This window comes from Methanobrevibacter thaueri, assembly GCF_003111625.1.
Lineage (GTDB): Archaea > Methanobacteriota > Methanobacteria > Methanobacteriales > Methanobacteriaceae > Methanocatella > Methanocatella thaueri.
In genome coordinates this window covers 176,430-193,764 of sequence record NZ_MZGS01000020.1, presented here as the reverse complement: position 1 = coordinate 193,764, position 17,335 = coordinate 176,430, and the positions used below count along the sequence as shown (strand labels likewise).

The window sequence follows — 17,335 nt, the reverse complement described above, 5'->3', positions numbered from 1 at the left end:
CCAAAATCAAGAAAACGAACATTCAAGACCAAACGAGGCGTTTTAAAACGAATCTATCGCAGAGATCTCATTTGGAATGACAATCGCAAAAAGGATTTTGAAAATCAACAAAGTTTTTGAAAGAGTCTGGAATATGGGGTAAATTTAAAAGTAATAAAAATATATATGCTTCTTAGTTGAATATTATAATTTGAGAGCTAAAAGTAGTAAATATTTTGTATAGTATACGGGCAACAAGATTTTACAATGATCTCTGGAGTTCATATCCTTTATTAAGATTCTATAATTATTTTTAATTATTTTAATGTAATGTTGGTTATTGTATGATTTAATTGATAATTTTTAATTCTTATTTTTATAAAAAGAGTTTTTTAAATAATTATTTTTAAAGGCTATTTTGGTTGTTTTTAGTAGATGACTTATATTTTGTATAGTATTTTTGGTATATTGTCATGTGAAAACATTCATTAACCTTACTTCTGTTTTTTCATAAAGTCACACTTTGAAAATATTTATTATTACTATAATCACATGGATGAATTTTCAAAAATTCATGGAATTGAAAGATTTAATCAATTCACATGCATATGGTTATAATCTTAGTGGATTGTATGAATATAACAGAATTTCCTCAATATCAACTATATTCATTGAATTTGAATCACCACAGCTATATTTAACTTGTCTAATTAAAGTCCCTATTAACCAAAGATTTCAGCTGTGGAACTTCATCAAGAAAATAATAATCTTTTTTAAATTCAAAATCATTGAGGGGAATTTCTTGTTTAATTTTTTTGAAATCAACAATTTTTAATGCATAAATAGTTTTTAAACAATTCAAATCTTTAAAAAATTCTTCTTCGGACAAGCCAGACTCCTTAGAAAACTTATCCCAGAAATAAACTGGAGTATTTTCATATATTTCACATCTGGTATAGGCAACGATTCTTTTAATTTTTGCAATATAAATGAATATTTTATCAACATCCCCTTTGAAAGGAAATATGGTAAAAATCATTTTCTTCTCACCCTTTGCAATTTTATCAAAGGCATCATTAGTCAAAGATATTACAACATCTTTTTTAGATTGATTTTGGAGTAATGTATCTAGTTTAACCTTATTTTCTATAGATTGTGTCACACCAGCATAGCCGGGAAACAAATGCTCTTCTGAATAACCCTCTTGGTACAGATCATATAAAATCTCCGGTTTTGCAGTTTCTGGGATTTCAAATTTGTAAAATGCCTTTTCGTTTTCAGGTAATTTAATAACACCTTCACATAAAAGCTCTTCGATAAACTCATCAAAGGCCTTATCAGTAAGGTCATTGATTTTATTTATGATGAAGGTAAATAATCCTTTCTGAGCATTTAAATTAGGATTGGAATGGTATTCTGGCCGGTAATATTTAATTGCAAATGGTGTTTTTGCATCCATATTGTCAATTTCCAATTGCTTATAATTAAAGGCCCATAAAACTCCAGCTTCGGGTTTTTTGTTGTATAAATAACCCTCTTTTATAATGTTTTTAACGGCAAAATACAAGGAAACCTTATAATCATATGACCAATCAAGAGCACGTGTAGGAATTCCATAGTGTTGGGCAAGTGAAATCAGCTCAAAATACTCTTTTTCAGGCCAATTAAAACCATGCCATTTTTCATTTTCATCATGCCCAAATAAATCACGAATATTTTGATTCGTTGGAATTTTCAAGCCAACCTTATCTCCATTTTCAAAAAACTTCATCAAGGCATTAACTTCCTTTAAATATTGGAATTCCGCTGGTGAATAAGCGTTAATGCCTTCACCTTCGCAAATTCTTCCATATTTGTTTATTGTGGAAGATCCAAAACCGCCTGAAATATTCCTGTTATTTCTATTGTAGATTAGATTATGGTTAATAACTGTTTCAGCACTGTTTTCTAATGATACTTTAAAATCTTCACTGACAAAATCATCAAGCCTATTGCCTCTCAAGGAAGAAGGAACCAGTTTGTAATTGATGTTGTCAATACCGCGAAAAATGAATTTTGACCTAATATCTTCACAAAAATCTGTTTTTCCTTGGATAATATGGGATAATTCATCAAAACTTGTGATTTTTGTTTTTTCTATGTATTTATGGGACATAATTATTATTATGTTTTCTTAAATTATTAATTTTTTTCTTCATTTCTCAAATCATTCATCAAAATATCTGCTTTTGATACTTTGATTCAATTCATCTAAATCGGTAGTGGTCAACGCTTTAATCAAAATGTCAAATGATTCGTTTTTGTTAAAATAAACCTTTTTAAACTTCACTGTCTGCCAGACATCATCAAACAGTCTTTCAAGGTCTTTAATTTTACATATGATAATCAGATTATTCAAATTGTATATATTCACATGATTTACAGCTATGGATTATCAATTTACTAATGGGGTTTAAACGCATCAAAAACAGTTTAAGCTCCTCTCTTAAATCCTCTGAAAAGTCCTTGTTAACAACATAATATGGGGCTTTTGACAGTTGCACATCAAAAAGAACCATGTAATCATTTCGCTTTAAAGCCAAATCTTGATGTGTGTCTAGAAATATTAGGGATGTGGTCATGAAATCATCGTCTGACTTTTCGAGATATTCATCAAAATCAAAGTGATTCAGAAAAACCAGATAGCATCTAATCCATTCGTTGATTTGAGGTATTTTCTATCTTAATTATTGTAATTGTTTATTTTATTAAAAAATAGGGAGGAATTATATTGGTTGAAGAAAATGAATTAGATTCTACTTGCAGCATTTCTGATGAAGAACTGACTGAAAGATTTAAGGCATCTATTAAAATTAATCAGGACATATGTAGAATTAAAGGACTTCCTATTGTGGTTTATGATGATGAAAATAAATGTGCATATCTAGAATATTCTGATGGAAGGAGAGAATATGTCAAAGAAAAACAGACTTCATGAAGTCATCGTTTTTGCAGGTCCAAAACGGCAGTGGGAAAACCACAATAACTCGTATGGCCAGAACTATTGGTGTTTACATTAATGCTAATGATATTAAAAGATTAAGTTTATGCAGTGATTTGGAAGCTGCTGTGAAGGCTGAAGAATTAAGGGAAGAAATTGTTGAAAATGGGAAGATTTCACATTTGAAACAGTCCTTTCTACTGATAGGAATCTCAAGTTACTTAAAAAAGCTAAAGAAAAAGGATATTTTTTAAGATGCATTCATGTTTTAACATCAGATTATAAAATTAATATTGCTCGTGTAAGCATGAGGGAATCCGTGGGAGGACTTGGGGTTCCCGAAGAAAAAATCAAATCAAGATATTATAAGGCACTCGATTTGATTCCAGAATTATTTGAAATCTGTGATATTGTCCATATTTATGACAACACCCTTGTACCATTCAGGATTTCCAAGAAAAGAAAGGATGTATATTTCCATTGTGAAAACAAATATTGGAATTATTCAGACATTGAGAAGCTCACAGGAATTAGTGAATACATTAATTAAACTGATATATTTTTTATATTTTCAAGTTCTAAAATTATATTGTCGGGGCTAAAAGTAATAAATATTTTGTATAGTATACGGGCAAAATCCATTTTAAATGATTTTTAGACTTTATATTATTTGTTAGAGTTTAATAATTGTTTTTTCTTATTTTTACATATTTTATTTGAATATATATGCTCCTGCTCAAATTGGCAATGCCATTGTTTGCTATTTGATATTCAATTTTGATTCGCTGAACAATGTCGCTTCACCTGCTATTAGAACTTTATCATTTTTGATTTTACAGTATAATTGTCCACTTCGTTTGGAAGCCTGATATGCATGTATATTATTTTTGTTTAATTTTTCACTCCAGTATGGCACAATATGGCAATGCCCAGAACCGCATACTGGATCTTCAGGAATATTTAATTTTGGTCCGAATGATCTTGAAACGCAATCATATTCCTTTCCTTTTGCAGTAATATGAAGTAATAGTCCTTCTAATTTTTCTATTTTATCTAAATTTGGTTTAAAATCAATTACACTTTGGGGACTATCCAATACACATAACAAATCTCTTGCTTTAAAAATCTCATTTGGTTTTACTCCCAATGCATTGATGATTTCGTCAGTTATGTTCACTGATTTCAAATCATATGCTGGAAATTCCATTTCATATAATGTATCTCTTCTTTTAACAGATAATTGGACATTATCAATTGTTTTAAAATAAATTTCATCTGTGTTTTCATAAAAGTTTAGTATTACAAAGGCTGTTGCTAGTGTTGCATGTCCGCAGAGGTCTACCTCACCTCCTGGCGTAAACCATCTGATTTCATATTGATTGGAGTTTTTAACTGCAAATGCAGTTTCAGATAGGTTGTTTTCAATGGCTATATTTAACATCACCTCTTCATTTATCCATTCATCAAGAATGCAGACTGCCGCAGGATTTCCTTTAAATATCTGATTGGTAAAAGCATCAACAACATACTGTTTCATTTTCTACACCCAAATATATTTTTTTCATTCAATATCCTTAATGTTTGTGTAACAGTAAATAATTTTAAAATTTATATAATTCGGGGGTTAATATTATGTCTTGAGTGAAAAACATTGAAAAAAAGATTTTTAAAATTGAATAAGGATAAATTTGTTAAACAAATCTTGACACATCCCCATTCAACATTCATAACTATAGGTTGGCATCATGCCACCAAACATCATAAGATGTCAAATAATATTTTAAATATCAAAATATATAAATGTTTTTATTTGGTCTAATTTTAAGTTAAAACAATATTCTATTACTAAAACAATTTTACATGCTCATAACAATATTTATTTTAAAAAATAACAAATTTTAAATAGTTTAGAATGGAAATACTGAATTCTAAAACACTAATATAATATTTGTAACTATAGGTGTTTTTATGAAGTGGAAAGAGAATTCAATTAAAAACACTCCAATCAAATTTGGAGGAATGGACATTCTTGCTATTGAAAATATGGTTCTTGCTATCTCTTATTTGTTCCTAGCAAGTTACTACATATTGTTGGCCATTAACTTGTTAATGTAAAACAATCTATGATGTCGAATTGGAAGTCTAGTTGGATTTCATCCAAAATTTTCTAATTTGATAAACTGACAATTTAAATGATGATTAGCTTTAATATGTGTTTTATAGCTTCCTTTTTTACACATAGTTCAAAAAAGCATTATTATTTCCACTTTAAAAACACCAAACAGTAAATTCTGAATTTCTATATAATTGATTATTATATTTTTTTAGATATTCTTATATGGATGAATATGGATAGTATAGTGTAGGACCAAAGTACATTATATTTTGTATAATATACGGGCAACAAGATTTTTAAATGATTTAGGGTCTTTATAATATCTATTAAACTTTAATATTTCTTTCAGCACATAATAACTTGGTATTGGTTATAAAATAGGTTAATTAAATATTATTCTTTCTTATTTTCATAAAAACCGTTTTTTAAATAATTATTTTTTAAGGCTGTTTTGGCTGTTTTTAGGAGGGTGCTTATATTTTGTATAGTATTTTTTGTATATTGTCCTGTGAAAACATTTCATTAACATAGCTTGTGTTTTTTCATAAAGTCGCACTTTGAAAATGTTTATTATTAATGAGAATTATATGATAAAATAAGAATTCATTACATTATGGTGATTTTTCATGGTTTTTACTATTGATGATATTAGAAAAAGGGTTATTCCAATTGTTATTAAGTATGGTATTAATACTTTCAGTCTTTTTGGATCTTATGCTCGAAATGAAGCCAATGAAAATAGTGATCTGGATTTTGTAATGGATAAAGGTGATTTGAAAGGTCTGCAATATGTTTCTTTAGTCCAGGATTTGGAAGACGAATTTAATTGCCATGTTGATGTAATCAGTAAAGGCAGTTCAAATAAAAAATTTCTCGAAGCAATAAGCAAAGAGGAGGTTCTTTTATATGAACGAGAAAGATAAAAGATGTGCGGAAACCATAATTGACTATTGTAACCGTATTGATGATTATTTAAATCGATTTGATGATGATAAAGAGATTTACATGTCTGACAGTTTATATAAAGATGCTTGTGCATTAGTTATCATTCAAATGGGTGAATTTGCCAATAGATTTTCAGATGAATTCCTTGAGGAATATGATGGAATTGAATGGGGTCAATTAATTGGATTGAGAAATGTCACTGCCCATAATTATGAAAATATAATTGATGATATAATTTGGGAAGTTATGCATGATGATGTTCCAGAAATTAAAGAATATTTAGAAAAAATTCTTTATCATTAAAGTTATCTTCAATTCAAATATTAAAAAAGTAATAAATATTTTGTATAGTATACGGGCAACAAAAAATATATCTTATTTTTTGTTTATTTTACTTATTAATTTGTAATATTAAGTTTATTCTTTATTAACCTAATATAATTTATTTGATGATTTTATTGGTTGCAATATATTGGTATTTTTAAAAAACTAGTCTTTTTTTTTAAGGAATTAATTGGTCTTTTTTAGTAGGTATTTATATATTGTATGGTTTTTTTAGTATATTGACTTTAAAATTCTTTGAAAAATTATTAGGAAAACCATTCATTAACTATTTCATATTCTATGTTTCCATAATGAATTCCTCCATACTGATGTTAACAATTAATGAAGAATATTAAAAATATAATTTTAAAAATTGAATAAGGATAAATTTGTTAAACAAATTTTGATACATCCCTATTCAACATATAACTTGGTTGGTACTGTACCGGCCAAAACATCCTATGAGGTTATATAATCCTATGGGCATCAAGTATATAAAAGTTCTATCCATTACTTATTATCAAATTAAAACAATATTTCATTCTAAAAACAATTTTATATTCCAAAAACAATGTTTATTTTTAAAAATAAGAAAGTATAAATAGTTTTAAAATAAAATATCTAATTCTAAAACATTACTATAATAAGATCTATTGATGGTGTTTTTATAGGTGGTTGATAATATGAAATTATTTGAAAAACCAGGTTATGAAACTATAATTGGAGATGGCAGACATTTAACGGAATATATGAAAAATCTAATCAAAGAAGGTAAGATTTCAGAAAGTGAGGCAATGTCAATTAAAGATAGATTAAAAAATGGATTTGAGAATGGCAGTATTAAAGAAGAAGAGCTAATTCTTAGGGCTCATGAAATGTTTTCTGATTTTCCGTATGATTATATATGGTTCTTTGGGAATGTTATGTCAAAGGATGAAACCTGTCCGATATGTCTTGAAAAAATGGATTATAAAGAGGGTTCTTGTAAAAATTGTGGTTTTGATCTTGATTTAGTTCATTTAAGTTTAAAAGAGTTCGAAATGATGGATATTTTCGCAGATTTTGTTGATTCACATGAAGACCTTAAGGATACAAAAGACATGCTTTTAGAAAATGATTATTATGGGGACCATTTATATAATGATTTGCTGCTCCAAATATTTTTGGATGATTCCTTAAAAAGGGAATATGATAGCCTTCATTTAAATAATTTTGCGGATTTGGATGAAATGTATGCTGATTTTAAAGAGGATACATCTGAAGAAAATTACTCCCAAGAGAATGCTCAAACAACTTGTATGGATGAAATTGAATTTTGTAAAATGGCTGACAATAAGTATCGTCTAATCCCAAGGGTTGATGATTCATATGTCATGCCTGTTGATTTGAATAGATTTAAACTTTATACTCTTGTTGATGAATGTAATGATGCAGATTTTGCATTATATGATTTGTCTTTTGTCCCATGGTGTTTTAGACAACAACTTAGAGATTTGTCCTTAGAAGGAGGATTTTTGACTCATAATGCCTGTAAAGCTAATTGGCAGGATTTTTCAAAAGACTTGAGGCGTTGGCAATTGAAAGAATTTTTAGAAAAACATGGTATTGATGCCACGGGCAATAAAAAACATCTTGTTCAAATAATTGCTGAAAGTAATTTGCCATTAGAAGAATTCGTGTCTGAAAAAACATTTTTAACACAAGAATCTTATGATTACTTGAAAGAATATGAATGGATTCAATTTTACATCGATAATCTTTATTATTTTGATTTTTTAGACTTTTTTGATTTTTTGGATAATCATAATGGCAGTATTGAGGAGATTTCTCTAAAATACTTGGATGAACATATTAAATTAGCTGAGGAGTCATTGGATTTTGATTATATCATGAGGACTTATGAATCCAAAACAAGAATTCTTCATTCAATTTTAAAATTGGATGAGGCATTGGAATGTGATATTCGAATATTGCATTTAAATATGAATCCTATTTGCTTACCCAATTATAGCTTTTCTTCACATGTTCCTTTAGATTCTGAAAATATTTCAAATCTAAAAGAAGCAAAATCAAAATATGGGGAGGAAGTAATCTTCAAATCATTTAATAAAAATTGGAATTTTATGGGTTTTAAATCAATAATCATTCCTAAAAATGATGTTTGGGATTATTTAATTAACGCATTAAATTCTAAAGATCAGAATCATGGAAGTAAAAAAATTCGTGAAAAATATTTCTTGTCTTTTTAAATTGATAATAATAGGAGTTTTAAATAATTGGGTGTGAATACATCTAATTGATCATATGTTTTTTCGTAAAGTCGCAGTTTGAAAATGTTTATTATTAATGAAGTTTATATCTTATAATACAATTAGGAATAGGAGGAGATTTATTTGCAAGAAAGTAATGAATTAGATTCAACATGTGGAATTTCTGATGAAGAGCTTACAGAAAGATTTAAAGCATCTATTAAAATAGATCAAGATATTTGTAAAATTAAAGGACTTCCTATTGCTGGTTATGATGATGAACTTGATTGTCCTTACATAGAATATCCTGATGGGAAAAGAGAGTATGTCAAAGAATAAGAAAAAACTTCCATAAATTATTGTTTTTACAGTCGTTATGAATGCTATTTTGTATAATTGTGGCTAAAATCTATTTTAAGGACTTTATTTACTTTTTAAAGTGTAAATAATTTTGTCATGTTTTTCAATATTATAAATTTTATTGAATATTCTTTTACATATTATCATTCAATATATTGAATATATATTTATATAATAGTGTTCAATATATTATCAAAGAGGTGATTTAGTATGAATCCTGATAATGAAGATTCAATTCATGATTTTTTACAAAGCCAAATAACAGATACTCCTTTATCTCTAAACAATGAGTTATCAAATAGGGGTGTTAAATTTAATCATAGGGATGATTTTGAAGAAATAAGAACATTTATAGATGAATTCATCGATGGAAATAATGTTAATCGTTATATTGTATTGCCGGGTCTTAGAGGTGTTGGAAAAACAACAATCTTATTTCAGGTATATGACTACTTGTTGAATCAAAAAAATATCCGTCATGAACAGATATTATATTTTTCCTGTGAAGAACTAAATAAAATAGAAGATTGTGACATCTATGATACCATCAAATATTATCTAAAAACATTCCATAACTCCTCACTGCAGACACTTGATGAAAAATTATTCTTATTAATTGACGAATCACATTTTGATAAAGATTGGTCACTTTCAGGTAAAATAATCACTGATAAATCTAAAAATATATTTGCGATTTTTACAGGTTCATCAGCAATAAATCTTGAATATAATGCTGAAGCCGCAAGAAGGATGATACGATATCCAATAACTCCCCTAAATTATTCACAACATTTAAAATTAAAATATAATTATCACACAGATATTTCCAATGATTTGATAGATTTATTATTTAATGGCAATGTTGATAATGCAATCATAAAAGAAAAGCAGGTAAATCGTGATTTATTAAATCTAAAAAATTATCATTCAATGGATTGGGATAATTATTTTAAATTTGGAGGATTTCCGTCAGTGATGCATGATACGAATCACAGAAATGCATTTAAAAAATTATACTACTCAGTTGAAACTGTGGTGACAAAAGATTTAGGGACAATGAATAACCTGACTGCAAATACACAAACAAATGCATTAAGATTAATGAAATTTTTGGCGGAAAAATATCCTGGTGACATTTCACAAAATGCGCTTGCAAATAAAATCAAAACTTCTGCAGGAAGTGTTAATACAATAATGGACTTACTTGAAAAGACTCATTTGATATTTCACACAGAACCTTATGCAGGTGCAAATGCAAGAGCAAAAAAATCATGGCAGTATTATTTTGCAACACCAAGCATAATGCATGCAATAAATCTCAAATTCGGATTTTCATCTATAAAATTGAGTGAATATGAAGGAATATTGCTTGAAACATTAGTCGGATCAAACCTTGTTAATTTGAAAAATAGTGAACAGTTCTTTGAATTCAGTATATTCTACGATACATATAAAGTGAAAAAGCAAAAGGTTGATTTTATAATAAAAAAAGATTTTGATGAAGTAATCCCAATAGAAGTTGGACACGGTAATAAAGGTACTGATCAAATTAAGGATGCAATAAGACGTTATAAAGCTCCACATGGAATTGTTATATCTGATACAACAAAAACAATTGAAAAAGTTGATAATGTAATATTCGTGCCAATAAAAACTTTCTCATTAATGTAAAAACTATTAAAATTTGGGAAATATTATTTATTTTCCATTTTTTGTATATGGTGTAGTGTGTTTAAATATTATTATATCATATTAATTGTGTAAGAGCGAAAAGTAGTAAATATTTTGCATAGTATACGGGCAACAAGATTTTTAAATGATTTATGGTCTTTATAATATCTATTAAACTTTAATATTTCTTTCAGCACATGATAACTTGGTATAGGTTATTAAATAGGTTAATCAATAATTATTCTTTCTTATTTTCATAAAAATAGTTTTTTAATTAATTATTTTTTATGGCTGTTTTGGCTGTTTTTAGGTGGGTGCTTATATTTTGTATAGTGTTGGTATAACATTAACTTTATATGGATTTTGGTTAATAGGGTATATTCCATCAATAATTGTTTATCAATGTATTTTTGAATATGTTCTCTAATTCGATTTTAGTTTCATCATCATAGAAGTCATTGCCCAAATCGGTTGTTAATGTAAACATTGCGAGTTCATAAATTACCTTATTAAGTTTTTTCCCTTTATCCGTTAATGTGTAGTCAATACTTTGGTTATTCTCGTCGCTGTTTCTAGAGATAAGTCCGTTTTCTTCCATTTCTTTTAGACAATTGCTTAAAACTTTATTGGATAAATTAGATTTTCCATCTTTAAATTCATTAAAACGTTTTTTTCTAAAAAACATATCTCTTAAGATTTGAATAACCCATTTTCTGCTAATCAATTCCATGGCAAGTTCCATGGGGCATTTTCCTGCTTTTTTATCATTATTCATGTAATGTCTCCTAAAACTGTTATAATATTTATTAATCAATATTAATTAGTTTTAAGTAACCTGGAGGTAACTTTATTCTTTTTATATCTGCTGAAATATACTATAATTAAATAAAAGTTTTACTTTTATTAAAATTTAAGGTGATAAATTATGAAATTTAATGCATGGAATGATAATGAGAAATTTTTCTCATCTAAAATCGCACAAAATGTAATTTCTACCGCTTGTGGTTCTGACATTAACACTGCTTGTGGCAGTGATGTGACTGCTTCTGCTTGTGGTTCTGACATTAACACTGCTTGTGGCAGTGATGTGACTGCTTCTGCTTGTGGTTCTGACATTAACACTGCATGCGGATCAGATATCACCACAGCTTGTGGTTCAGACAGATTTTAAGATTGATTTAATCTTAAATCTTTTATTTTTTTATTATACTATTTTTTTGGAGTTGTTTTTTATGGCCGATTTTTTTGCATTTCAATGGCATATCCTTGATGACTGTGACCAGCGATGCAAGCATTGCTATATCTTTTCAGAGGAAAACGACAAGGAATTAATAACAATGAAGTATGAGGATATGGAGATTGTTTTGGATAACTGCTTAAAATTCTGCCGGAAAACAAACAGGACACCATATTTCAGCATTACTGGAGGTGATCCGATTCTCCATCCCGACTTTTGGCAATTGCTTGAAATGTTGCACGAAAAGGAGATTCATTATTCAATACTGGGAAACCCTTTCCACATTACTGATGAGGTTGCAAAAAGACTTAAAAGCTTAAGCTGCAGACAATATCAACTGTCTTTGGACGGTCTAAGGGACACCCATGACTATTTTAGAAAACCCGGTTCGTTTGACATTACATTGGATAAAATCAAAACCCTGCAGGATGCGGGAGTCAGGGCCAGCATCATGACCACAGTTTCCAAGACAAACATTGATGAGATTCCTGATTTGATTGAAGTTGTTGTTGAAAATAATGCAGGGTTATTCAGTTTTGCAAGATATTGTCCGACAAGCCTTGAAAAGGCGACACAAATGACTCCTGAAGAATATAGGAACCTTTTGGAAAAGGTATGGAAAAAATACAATGAATATAAAGACAGCAAAACATTTTTTACACTAAAGGATCATCTATGGACATTATTCTTATATGAAAAAGGACTGTATGAAATTCCGGAAAATTTGAATGATGATGTTGTCTATGACGGATGCAATTGTGGAAACAGTCATTTGACAATTTTGCCGTCCGGCGATATCTTTGCATGTCGCAGAATGGACAGCAAGGTTGGAAATGCCTTAAATGAATCAGTATATGATATTTTCATGGGTGATAATATGGATGAATACAGGCAGTTTGAGAAATTTGAAAAATGCAGCAGATGCGAATTGCTGAGATTTTGCAGAGGGTGTCCTGCTGTAAGCTACGGAACAACCCATGATATGTATTCGCCAGATCCTCAATGCTGGAAAGAGGTGTTATGATGAAAGCAGTTGTTTTGGAGAAAACTTGTAATGCGGATGAGCTGGAAGTTAGCGAAGTTGAAATTCCTAAAGTTAAGGATGGTTGGGTTTTAGTTAAGGTTCTAGGCTTTGGAATTAATAGGGCTGAAGTAATTTTAAGGGATTATGAAGCTGATGAGGATTATATTGAATTGCCTGTAATTCCAGGTATTGAATGCGTTGGTGAAGTAGTTGACTCATCAAACACCCGATTTAAAAACGGTGATAGGATAGCTGCACTTATGGGTGGAATGGGAAGAAGCTTTGATGGGGGATATGCCGAATATGCTTTGCTTCCTGAAAAAATTGTCTTTAAAATTGATGAGGAGGTTTTTGACAAATTGACATTGGAGGAAATAATAGCAATTCCTGAAACTTATTTCACTGCCTATGGGTCTTTAATGTCACTTAATCTTGTAAAGGAGGGCACTCTATTAATCAGAGGAGCAACATCTGCTCTGGGACTTTCCGCAATGCAGCTTGCAAAGCCAATGGGATGCGAAATATTTGCAACTTCCAGAAGCGAGGAGAGATTTGACAAATTAAAGTCAAACGGTGCTGATGAGTGCTTTGCTGATGATGGTTGTCTGGCTGAAAGATTAAAATGTGATAAAGTACTGGAACTGATTGGTCCTAAAACTCTTGAAGATTCAATTAAATGCCTTAACAGTGGAGGAATATGCTGCGTTACAGGTGTTTTGGGAGGTATTGAGTATATGGATGAATTCGATCCAATCAAGATTATTCCAAATGGCTGTTACCTCACTTCTTTTTTCAGCAATTATCCGACACAGGAGATAATGGACAGTCTATTTGATTTCATTGTTGAAAATAACATTAAACCTGAAATTTCAAGGGTATTCTATAATTTGGAAGATATTGGAAAGGCACATGCTTTGATGGAGTCAAACATGGCTCAGGGAAAGATTATATTTAAATTGGAGTAGTTTATATGGTTACTAAAGAAGAATGTTTTAAACAGTTGAGGGAAGTGATTGATGCAGTTTTGTCCACTGTTGATGATAATGGCAATCCTCAGTCAAGAATTATTGATATAATGCATATTGAAGATGATAGGATATATTTTTTAACCGGTCGTGGAAAGCATGTCTATTCGGAAATCATGAATCATCCCAAAGTCAGTTATCTAAGCTTGAAGGACAATAAATCCATCAGAATTAGCGGTGAGGCCCATAAATTAGACGATCAAAAATATTGGATAGATTTGATATTTGAAAACAATCCATTCATGAATAACGTTTATCCAGGAAATGCAAGATATATTCTTGAGCCTTTTTGCATTGAGGATTATGAGATGGAATTCTTTGATTTGACACAAAAGCCGATTTTCAGACAATCCTTCAAATTCGGTGATGCTGAAATAACAGTTAAGGGATTTGAGATAACTGATGATTGTATTGCTTGCGGTACTTGTCAGGCAAGTTGTCCGCAGCAGATTCCAGTTTTTGTTGAAGATAAGTTTGAAATTCCACAGGAACATTGTTTGCATTGCGGATTATGTTACGAAAATTGTCCGAATGATGCGATTGTTAAGAGAGAGTAGTTGATTCATTTCATCTAATCTATTGGAGTTTTAGTCTTCTTTATTTAATAAATTGGGTAAAAATAGATTTTTTTTTAAGATTGAATAAGGATAAATTTGTTAAACAAATTTTGACACATCCTCATTCAATATGCATATCTAATGGTCGATACTGTGCCGGCCAAACATCCTAAGATGTTATACAATATTATGAACCTCAAAGTATATAAAAGTTTCATTTATTACTCATTTCTATATTAAAGCAATATTTCATCATAAAAACAATTTTATATTCTTAAATCAATCTTTATTTTTAAAAATAAGAAATTATAAATAGTTTTAAGAGAAAATGTCTAATTCTAAAACACTAATATAATAATCATATCTACTGGTGTTTTAATGAATTGGAAAGAGCATTCAATTAAAAACACTCCAATCAAATTTGGAGAATTGATATTTTGGTGGTTGAAAATATGGTGCTTGCTATCTCTTATTTGTTCCTGGCAAGTTACTATGTATTGTTGGCCATTAACTTGTTAATGTAAAACAATCTATGATGTCGAATTGGAAGCCTAGTTGGATTTCATCCGAAATTTTCTAATTTGATAAACTGACAATTTAAATGACAATTAGCTTTAATATGTGTTTTATAGCTTCCTTTTCTACACATAGTTCAAAAAAGCATTATTATTTCCACTTTAAAGACACCAAAATATTATTGATAAGATTTATATGGGCCGATATTAAATATTATAATTTAATATCTAAAGTACATTATATTTTGTATAGTATACGGGCAACAAGATTTTTAAATGATTTATTGAGATTGTTGGATATAATTGTTTTCTAATATTAATATTGTCATGTCATCAAATTGTTCGTTATCTTCGACAAAATTATTAACATCATTTAATATGCTATTGATTATATCTTCGTTAGAATTATTATTTAAACAGTTAATTAATCTTTCTTCGCCATACGTTGTTTCGTTTTTATTTATTGCATCTGTAATTCCATCAGTATATACAATTATTTTGCTTGGAAGCTCTATTTCCTCAGTTATAAAATTATATTCTTCCAAAATGCCTAATGCAATACCGCTATCAATATCCAATAGTTTAAAATTATTGTTTTCCTCAATTATTGGAGGATTATGTCCGGCATTGGAAAAATTTAGGATATTAGTCTTTTTATTGTAAATTCCCAACCATAATGTTATAAACATTGTTTCACTGTTATTTCGACATAAATGATTATTAGCAAAGTATAATACCTTAGAGGGGTCTTTTTTATTATGCAATTGGTCTCTGATTATTGTTTGAGTGGTTGTTGCGAGTAATGCTGCAGGCACACCTTTTCCTGAGGCATCACCAATTACAATAGCTATATTTTCATCATCTATTTCAAAGTAATCATAAAAGTCTCCACCAACTTCTTTTGCAGGTTCTGAAAATCCATATGCATGATAATATTCGTTTTTTAGGGGTTCGGTTGGCAGATTTGATTGTTGGATTCTCTTGGAAATATCAAGTTCTGTTTTTATTCTCTCTCGTTCACTTTCAATTTTATTTATATTTTCAATATAATGGTTATTATAGTTGATGAGATCAGTATAACTGCGTGCTAATTTTCCGATTTCGGTTTCTTCACTAATATATGGAGAATACACATCAAGCAATCCTTCAGTTTTAATTTTTTCTCCTTCATGGATGAAACCGTCTATTTTTGAAAATGAAAGTATAGGTTTGATTAATTTTTTTTCAATATAATTTAAAACAATACCTGACGGTATGAAAAAGATTAATAGAATCATGTCAGCACTCAGCAGCAGTTCCCATACTGTTTGGTCTTGTACTATGCCAAATTTCAAAATGTCTATTGTAAAATTGATATAAACGATATCTCCCATGATAATTATTAAAGTAATTAAAAGAAAGACGTCCATTATTTTTTCATGTGTGGTTTTATCTGGAACAACAAATTTGGATGTTATGGGCTTTGTTAAATAAATGTATACAATAGCAAGTAATAAAATGAATGCGGATATTGTATAAATTTTTTGTCCTTTAAATATATATCCGTCTACAGAAAAGATTATTGTTAAAATAATCATTATTATAAGAATGCACTTATAAAATAGATTATGGGGAGGTTTTGAACTTATTTTCGGAATGTGGAAATAATTTAATTTTCTAGCAATCCAAATACCGATTATTCCTAATATTACTGAAAAATTAATATAATTAAGGAAATATTTTATATCGATATAATCAATCATATGTATTATAGGTGGATTTATCACGTTCAATAGTCCGTCCATAGAAACGGAATAGATTAATCCGGTGATTAATATTATTCCTAAAAATTTAGTTAAATTCCCGCTGTTTACTAATCGTGGAGGATAAATATCATCATCATTGAATTTTGTATACCATAATTTATATGACAGATATGAGACTGCAAAACCTATAATTAATCTGAATAAAAGAGTTTCAATTGGATATCCTTTAATATAATCACTCACGGTGTATCCTAAAACTGCTCCGATTGAGCCATATGGTCCTAACAATAATCCTGAAACAAATAATAATCCGATATGGGGATTCAATCCGTTTCCATAAATTTGATGATTATTTATAATAAAAAAATTTCCCAAGTTTATTGTTATCATTGAAATAAATGGAATTATTGTTTTAATTAATTTATTTTTCATTATTCCACTCTTTAAGATGAATATATATCTACTTTAGTTTTAAATTAATAGAGTTCATTCACTATCTTTAACTATTTTTATTCGAGGTTTTTAATATATATTTTTGTTTTGGAAAATGTCTTTTTGTTCTTTTGGTTTCAACCTGATAAATTATGTCTAAAATAAATAAAAGTTCA

18 protein-coding genes are annotated in these 17,335 nt (G+C 29.0%); 13 read left to right on the top strand and 5 right to left on the bottom strand.

What is annotated here, in order from left to right:
- Nucleotides 1-685: 685 nt before the first annotated feature.
- The gene (locus MBBTH_RS05410) at nucleotides 686-2,134 is read right to left on the bottom strand and encodes an FRG domain-containing protein (RefSeq protein WP_116592030.1); all 1,449 of its coding nucleotides are present in this window, start codon (nucleotides 2,132-2,134) and stop codon (nucleotides 686-688) included.
- 51 nt (nucleotides 2,135-2,185) lie between these two features.
- Nucleotides 2,186-2,392, bottom strand: coding sequence for a hypothetical protein (locus MBBTH_RS05405; RefSeq protein WP_133241942.1), 207 nt, complete (start codon nucleotides 2,390-2,392; stop codon nucleotides 2,186-2,188).
- A gap of 357 nt (nucleotides 2,393-2,749) precedes the next feature.
- Between MBBTH_RS05405 and MBBTH_RS05395 the strand changes: the two genes are divergently transcribed.
- The 3 genes from MBBTH_RS05395 to MBBTH_RS11075 are packed head-to-tail and all read left to right on the top strand — an operon-like array spanning nucleotide 2,750 to nucleotide 3,509.
- Nucleotides 2,750-2,956 (top strand): hypothetical protein, encoded by a 207-nt coding sequence (locus tag MBBTH_RS05395; protein ID WP_116592027.1) that lies wholly within the window; start codon nucleotides 2,750-2,752, stop codon nucleotides 2,954-2,956.
- On the top strand, nucleotides 2,953-3,213 hold the full coding sequence (locus tag MBBTH_RS11080; protein ID WP_243409705.1) for a hypothetical protein: 261 nt from the start codon (nucleotides 2,953-2,955) through the stop codon (nucleotides 3,211-3,213). The genes MBBTH_RS05395 and MBBTH_RS11080 overlap by 4 nt, the downstream gene beginning before the upstream one ends.
- A 53-nt stretch (nucleotides 3,214-3,266) precedes the next feature.
- Nucleotides 3,267-3,509 (top strand): hypothetical protein, encoded by a 243-nt coding sequence (locus tag MBBTH_RS11075; protein ID WP_243409703.1) that lies wholly within the window; start codon nucleotides 3,267-3,269, stop codon nucleotides 3,507-3,509.
- Nucleotides 3,510-3,719: 210 nt separating this feature from the next.
- Here the strand turns inward: MBBTH_RS11075 and MBBTH_RS05385 are convergent, their stop codons facing one another.
- Nucleotides 3,720-4,496, bottom strand: a complete 777-nt coding sequence (locus tag MBBTH_RS05385) for a PhzF family phenazine biosynthesis protein (RefSeq protein WP_116592026.1) — start codon at nucleotides 4,494-4,496, stop codon at nucleotides 3,720-3,722.
- Between the two features lie 431 nt (nucleotides 4,497-4,927).
- On the opposite strand from MBBTH_RS05385, the gene MBBTH_RS10900 reads away from it, so the two are divergent.
- The 6 genes from MBBTH_RS10900 to MBBTH_RS05360 all read left to right on the top strand — a co-directional run bounded on the left by MBBTH_RS10900 (nucleotide 4,928) and on the right by MBBTH_RS05360 (nucleotide 10,624).
- On the top strand, nucleotides 4,928-5,074 hold the full coding sequence (locus tag MBBTH_RS10900; protein WP_165814034.1) for a hypothetical protein: 147 nt from the start codon (nucleotides 4,928-4,930) through the stop codon (nucleotides 5,072-5,074).
- A gap of 627 nt (nucleotides 5,075-5,701) precedes the next feature.
- Nucleotides 5,702-5,998: a nucleotidyltransferase family protein gene (locus MBBTH_RS05380; protein WP_116592025.1), complete on the top strand. Its 297-nt coding sequence runs from the start codon at nucleotides 5,702-5,704 to the stop codon at nucleotides 5,996-5,998.
- On the top strand, nucleotides 5,982-6,323 hold the full coding sequence (locus MBBTH_RS05375; protein WP_116592024.1) for a HepT-like ribonuclease domain-containing protein: 342 nt from the start codon (nucleotides 5,982-5,984) through the stop codon (nucleotides 6,321-6,323). The genes MBBTH_RS05380 and MBBTH_RS05375 overlap by 17 nt, the downstream gene beginning before the upstream one ends.
- A gap of 704 nt (nucleotides 6,324-7,027) precedes the next feature.
- Complete coding sequence (locus MBBTH_RS05370; protein WP_116592023.1) at nucleotides 7,028-8,593, top strand: hypothetical protein; 1,566 nt, start codon at nucleotides 7,028-7,030, stop codon at nucleotides 8,591-8,593.
- 144 nt (nucleotides 8,594-8,737) lie between these two features.
- Nucleotides 8,738-8,932, top strand: coding sequence for a hypothetical protein (locus tag MBBTH_RS05365; protein ID WP_058738613.1), 195 nt, complete (start codon nucleotides 8,738-8,740; stop codon nucleotides 8,930-8,932).
- A 231-nt stretch (nucleotides 8,933-9,163) separates the two neighbouring features.
- Entirely contained in the window at nucleotides 9,164-10,624 is a 1,461-nt protein-coding gene (locus MBBTH_RS05360; RefSeq protein WP_116592022.1) for an ATP-binding protein, read from the top strand.
- A gap of 385 nt (nucleotides 10,625-11,009) precedes the next feature.
- On the opposite strand, the gene MBBTH_RS05355 is transcribed toward MBBTH_RS05360, so the two are convergent.
- A complete protein-coding gene (locus MBBTH_RS05355) occupies nucleotides 11,010-11,399 on the bottom strand; it encodes a winged helix-turn-helix transcriptional regulator (protein WP_116592021.1) in 390 nt (129 codons plus the stop codon).
- A gap of 150 nt (nucleotides 11,400-11,549) precedes the next feature.
- Here MBBTH_RS05355 and MBBTH_RS05350 point away from each other — a divergent pair, with 150 nt between their 5' ends.
- From MBBTH_RS05350 to MBBTH_RS05335, 4 genes are all read left to right on the top strand, one after another.
- Nucleotides 11,550-11,795, top strand: coding sequence for a hypothetical protein (locus tag MBBTH_RS05350; protein WP_116592020.1), 246 nt, complete (start codon nucleotides 11,550-11,552; stop codon nucleotides 11,793-11,795).
- Nucleotides 11,796-11,856: 61 nt separating this feature from the next.
- Nucleotides 11,857-12,885 carry a radical SAM/SPASM domain protein, ACGX system gene (gene acgM, locus MBBTH_RS05345; protein ID WP_116592019.1) on the top strand — a complete coding sequence of 343 codons (1,029 nt, stop codon included), beginning with the start codon at nucleotides 11,857-11,859 and terminating at the stop codon, nucleotides 12,883-12,885.
- On the top strand, nucleotides 12,882-13,850 hold the full coding sequence (locus MBBTH_RS05340) for a zinc-binding dehydrogenase (RefSeq protein ID WP_207773333.1): 969 nt from the start codon (nucleotides 12,882-12,884) through the stop codon (nucleotides 13,848-13,850). The genes acgM and MBBTH_RS05340 overlap by 4 nt, the downstream gene beginning before the upstream one ends.
- A 5-nt stretch (nucleotides 13,851-13,855) precedes the next feature.
- Nucleotides 13,856-14,467 (top strand): pyridoxamine 5'-phosphate oxidase family protein, encoded by a 612-nt coding sequence (locus MBBTH_RS05335; RefSeq protein ID WP_116592018.1) that lies wholly within the window; start codon nucleotides 13,856-13,858, stop codon nucleotides 14,465-14,467.
- Between the two features lie 796 nt (nucleotides 14,468-15,263).
- Here MBBTH_RS05335 and MBBTH_RS05330 read toward each other — a convergent pair.
- Complete coding sequence (locus MBBTH_RS05330) at nucleotides 15,264-17,159, bottom strand: PP2C family protein-serine/threonine phosphatase (protein WP_116592017.1); 1,896 nt, start codon at nucleotides 17,157-17,159, stop codon at nucleotides 15,264-15,266.
- Between the last annotated feature and the right edge of the window lie 176 nt (nucleotides 17,160-17,335).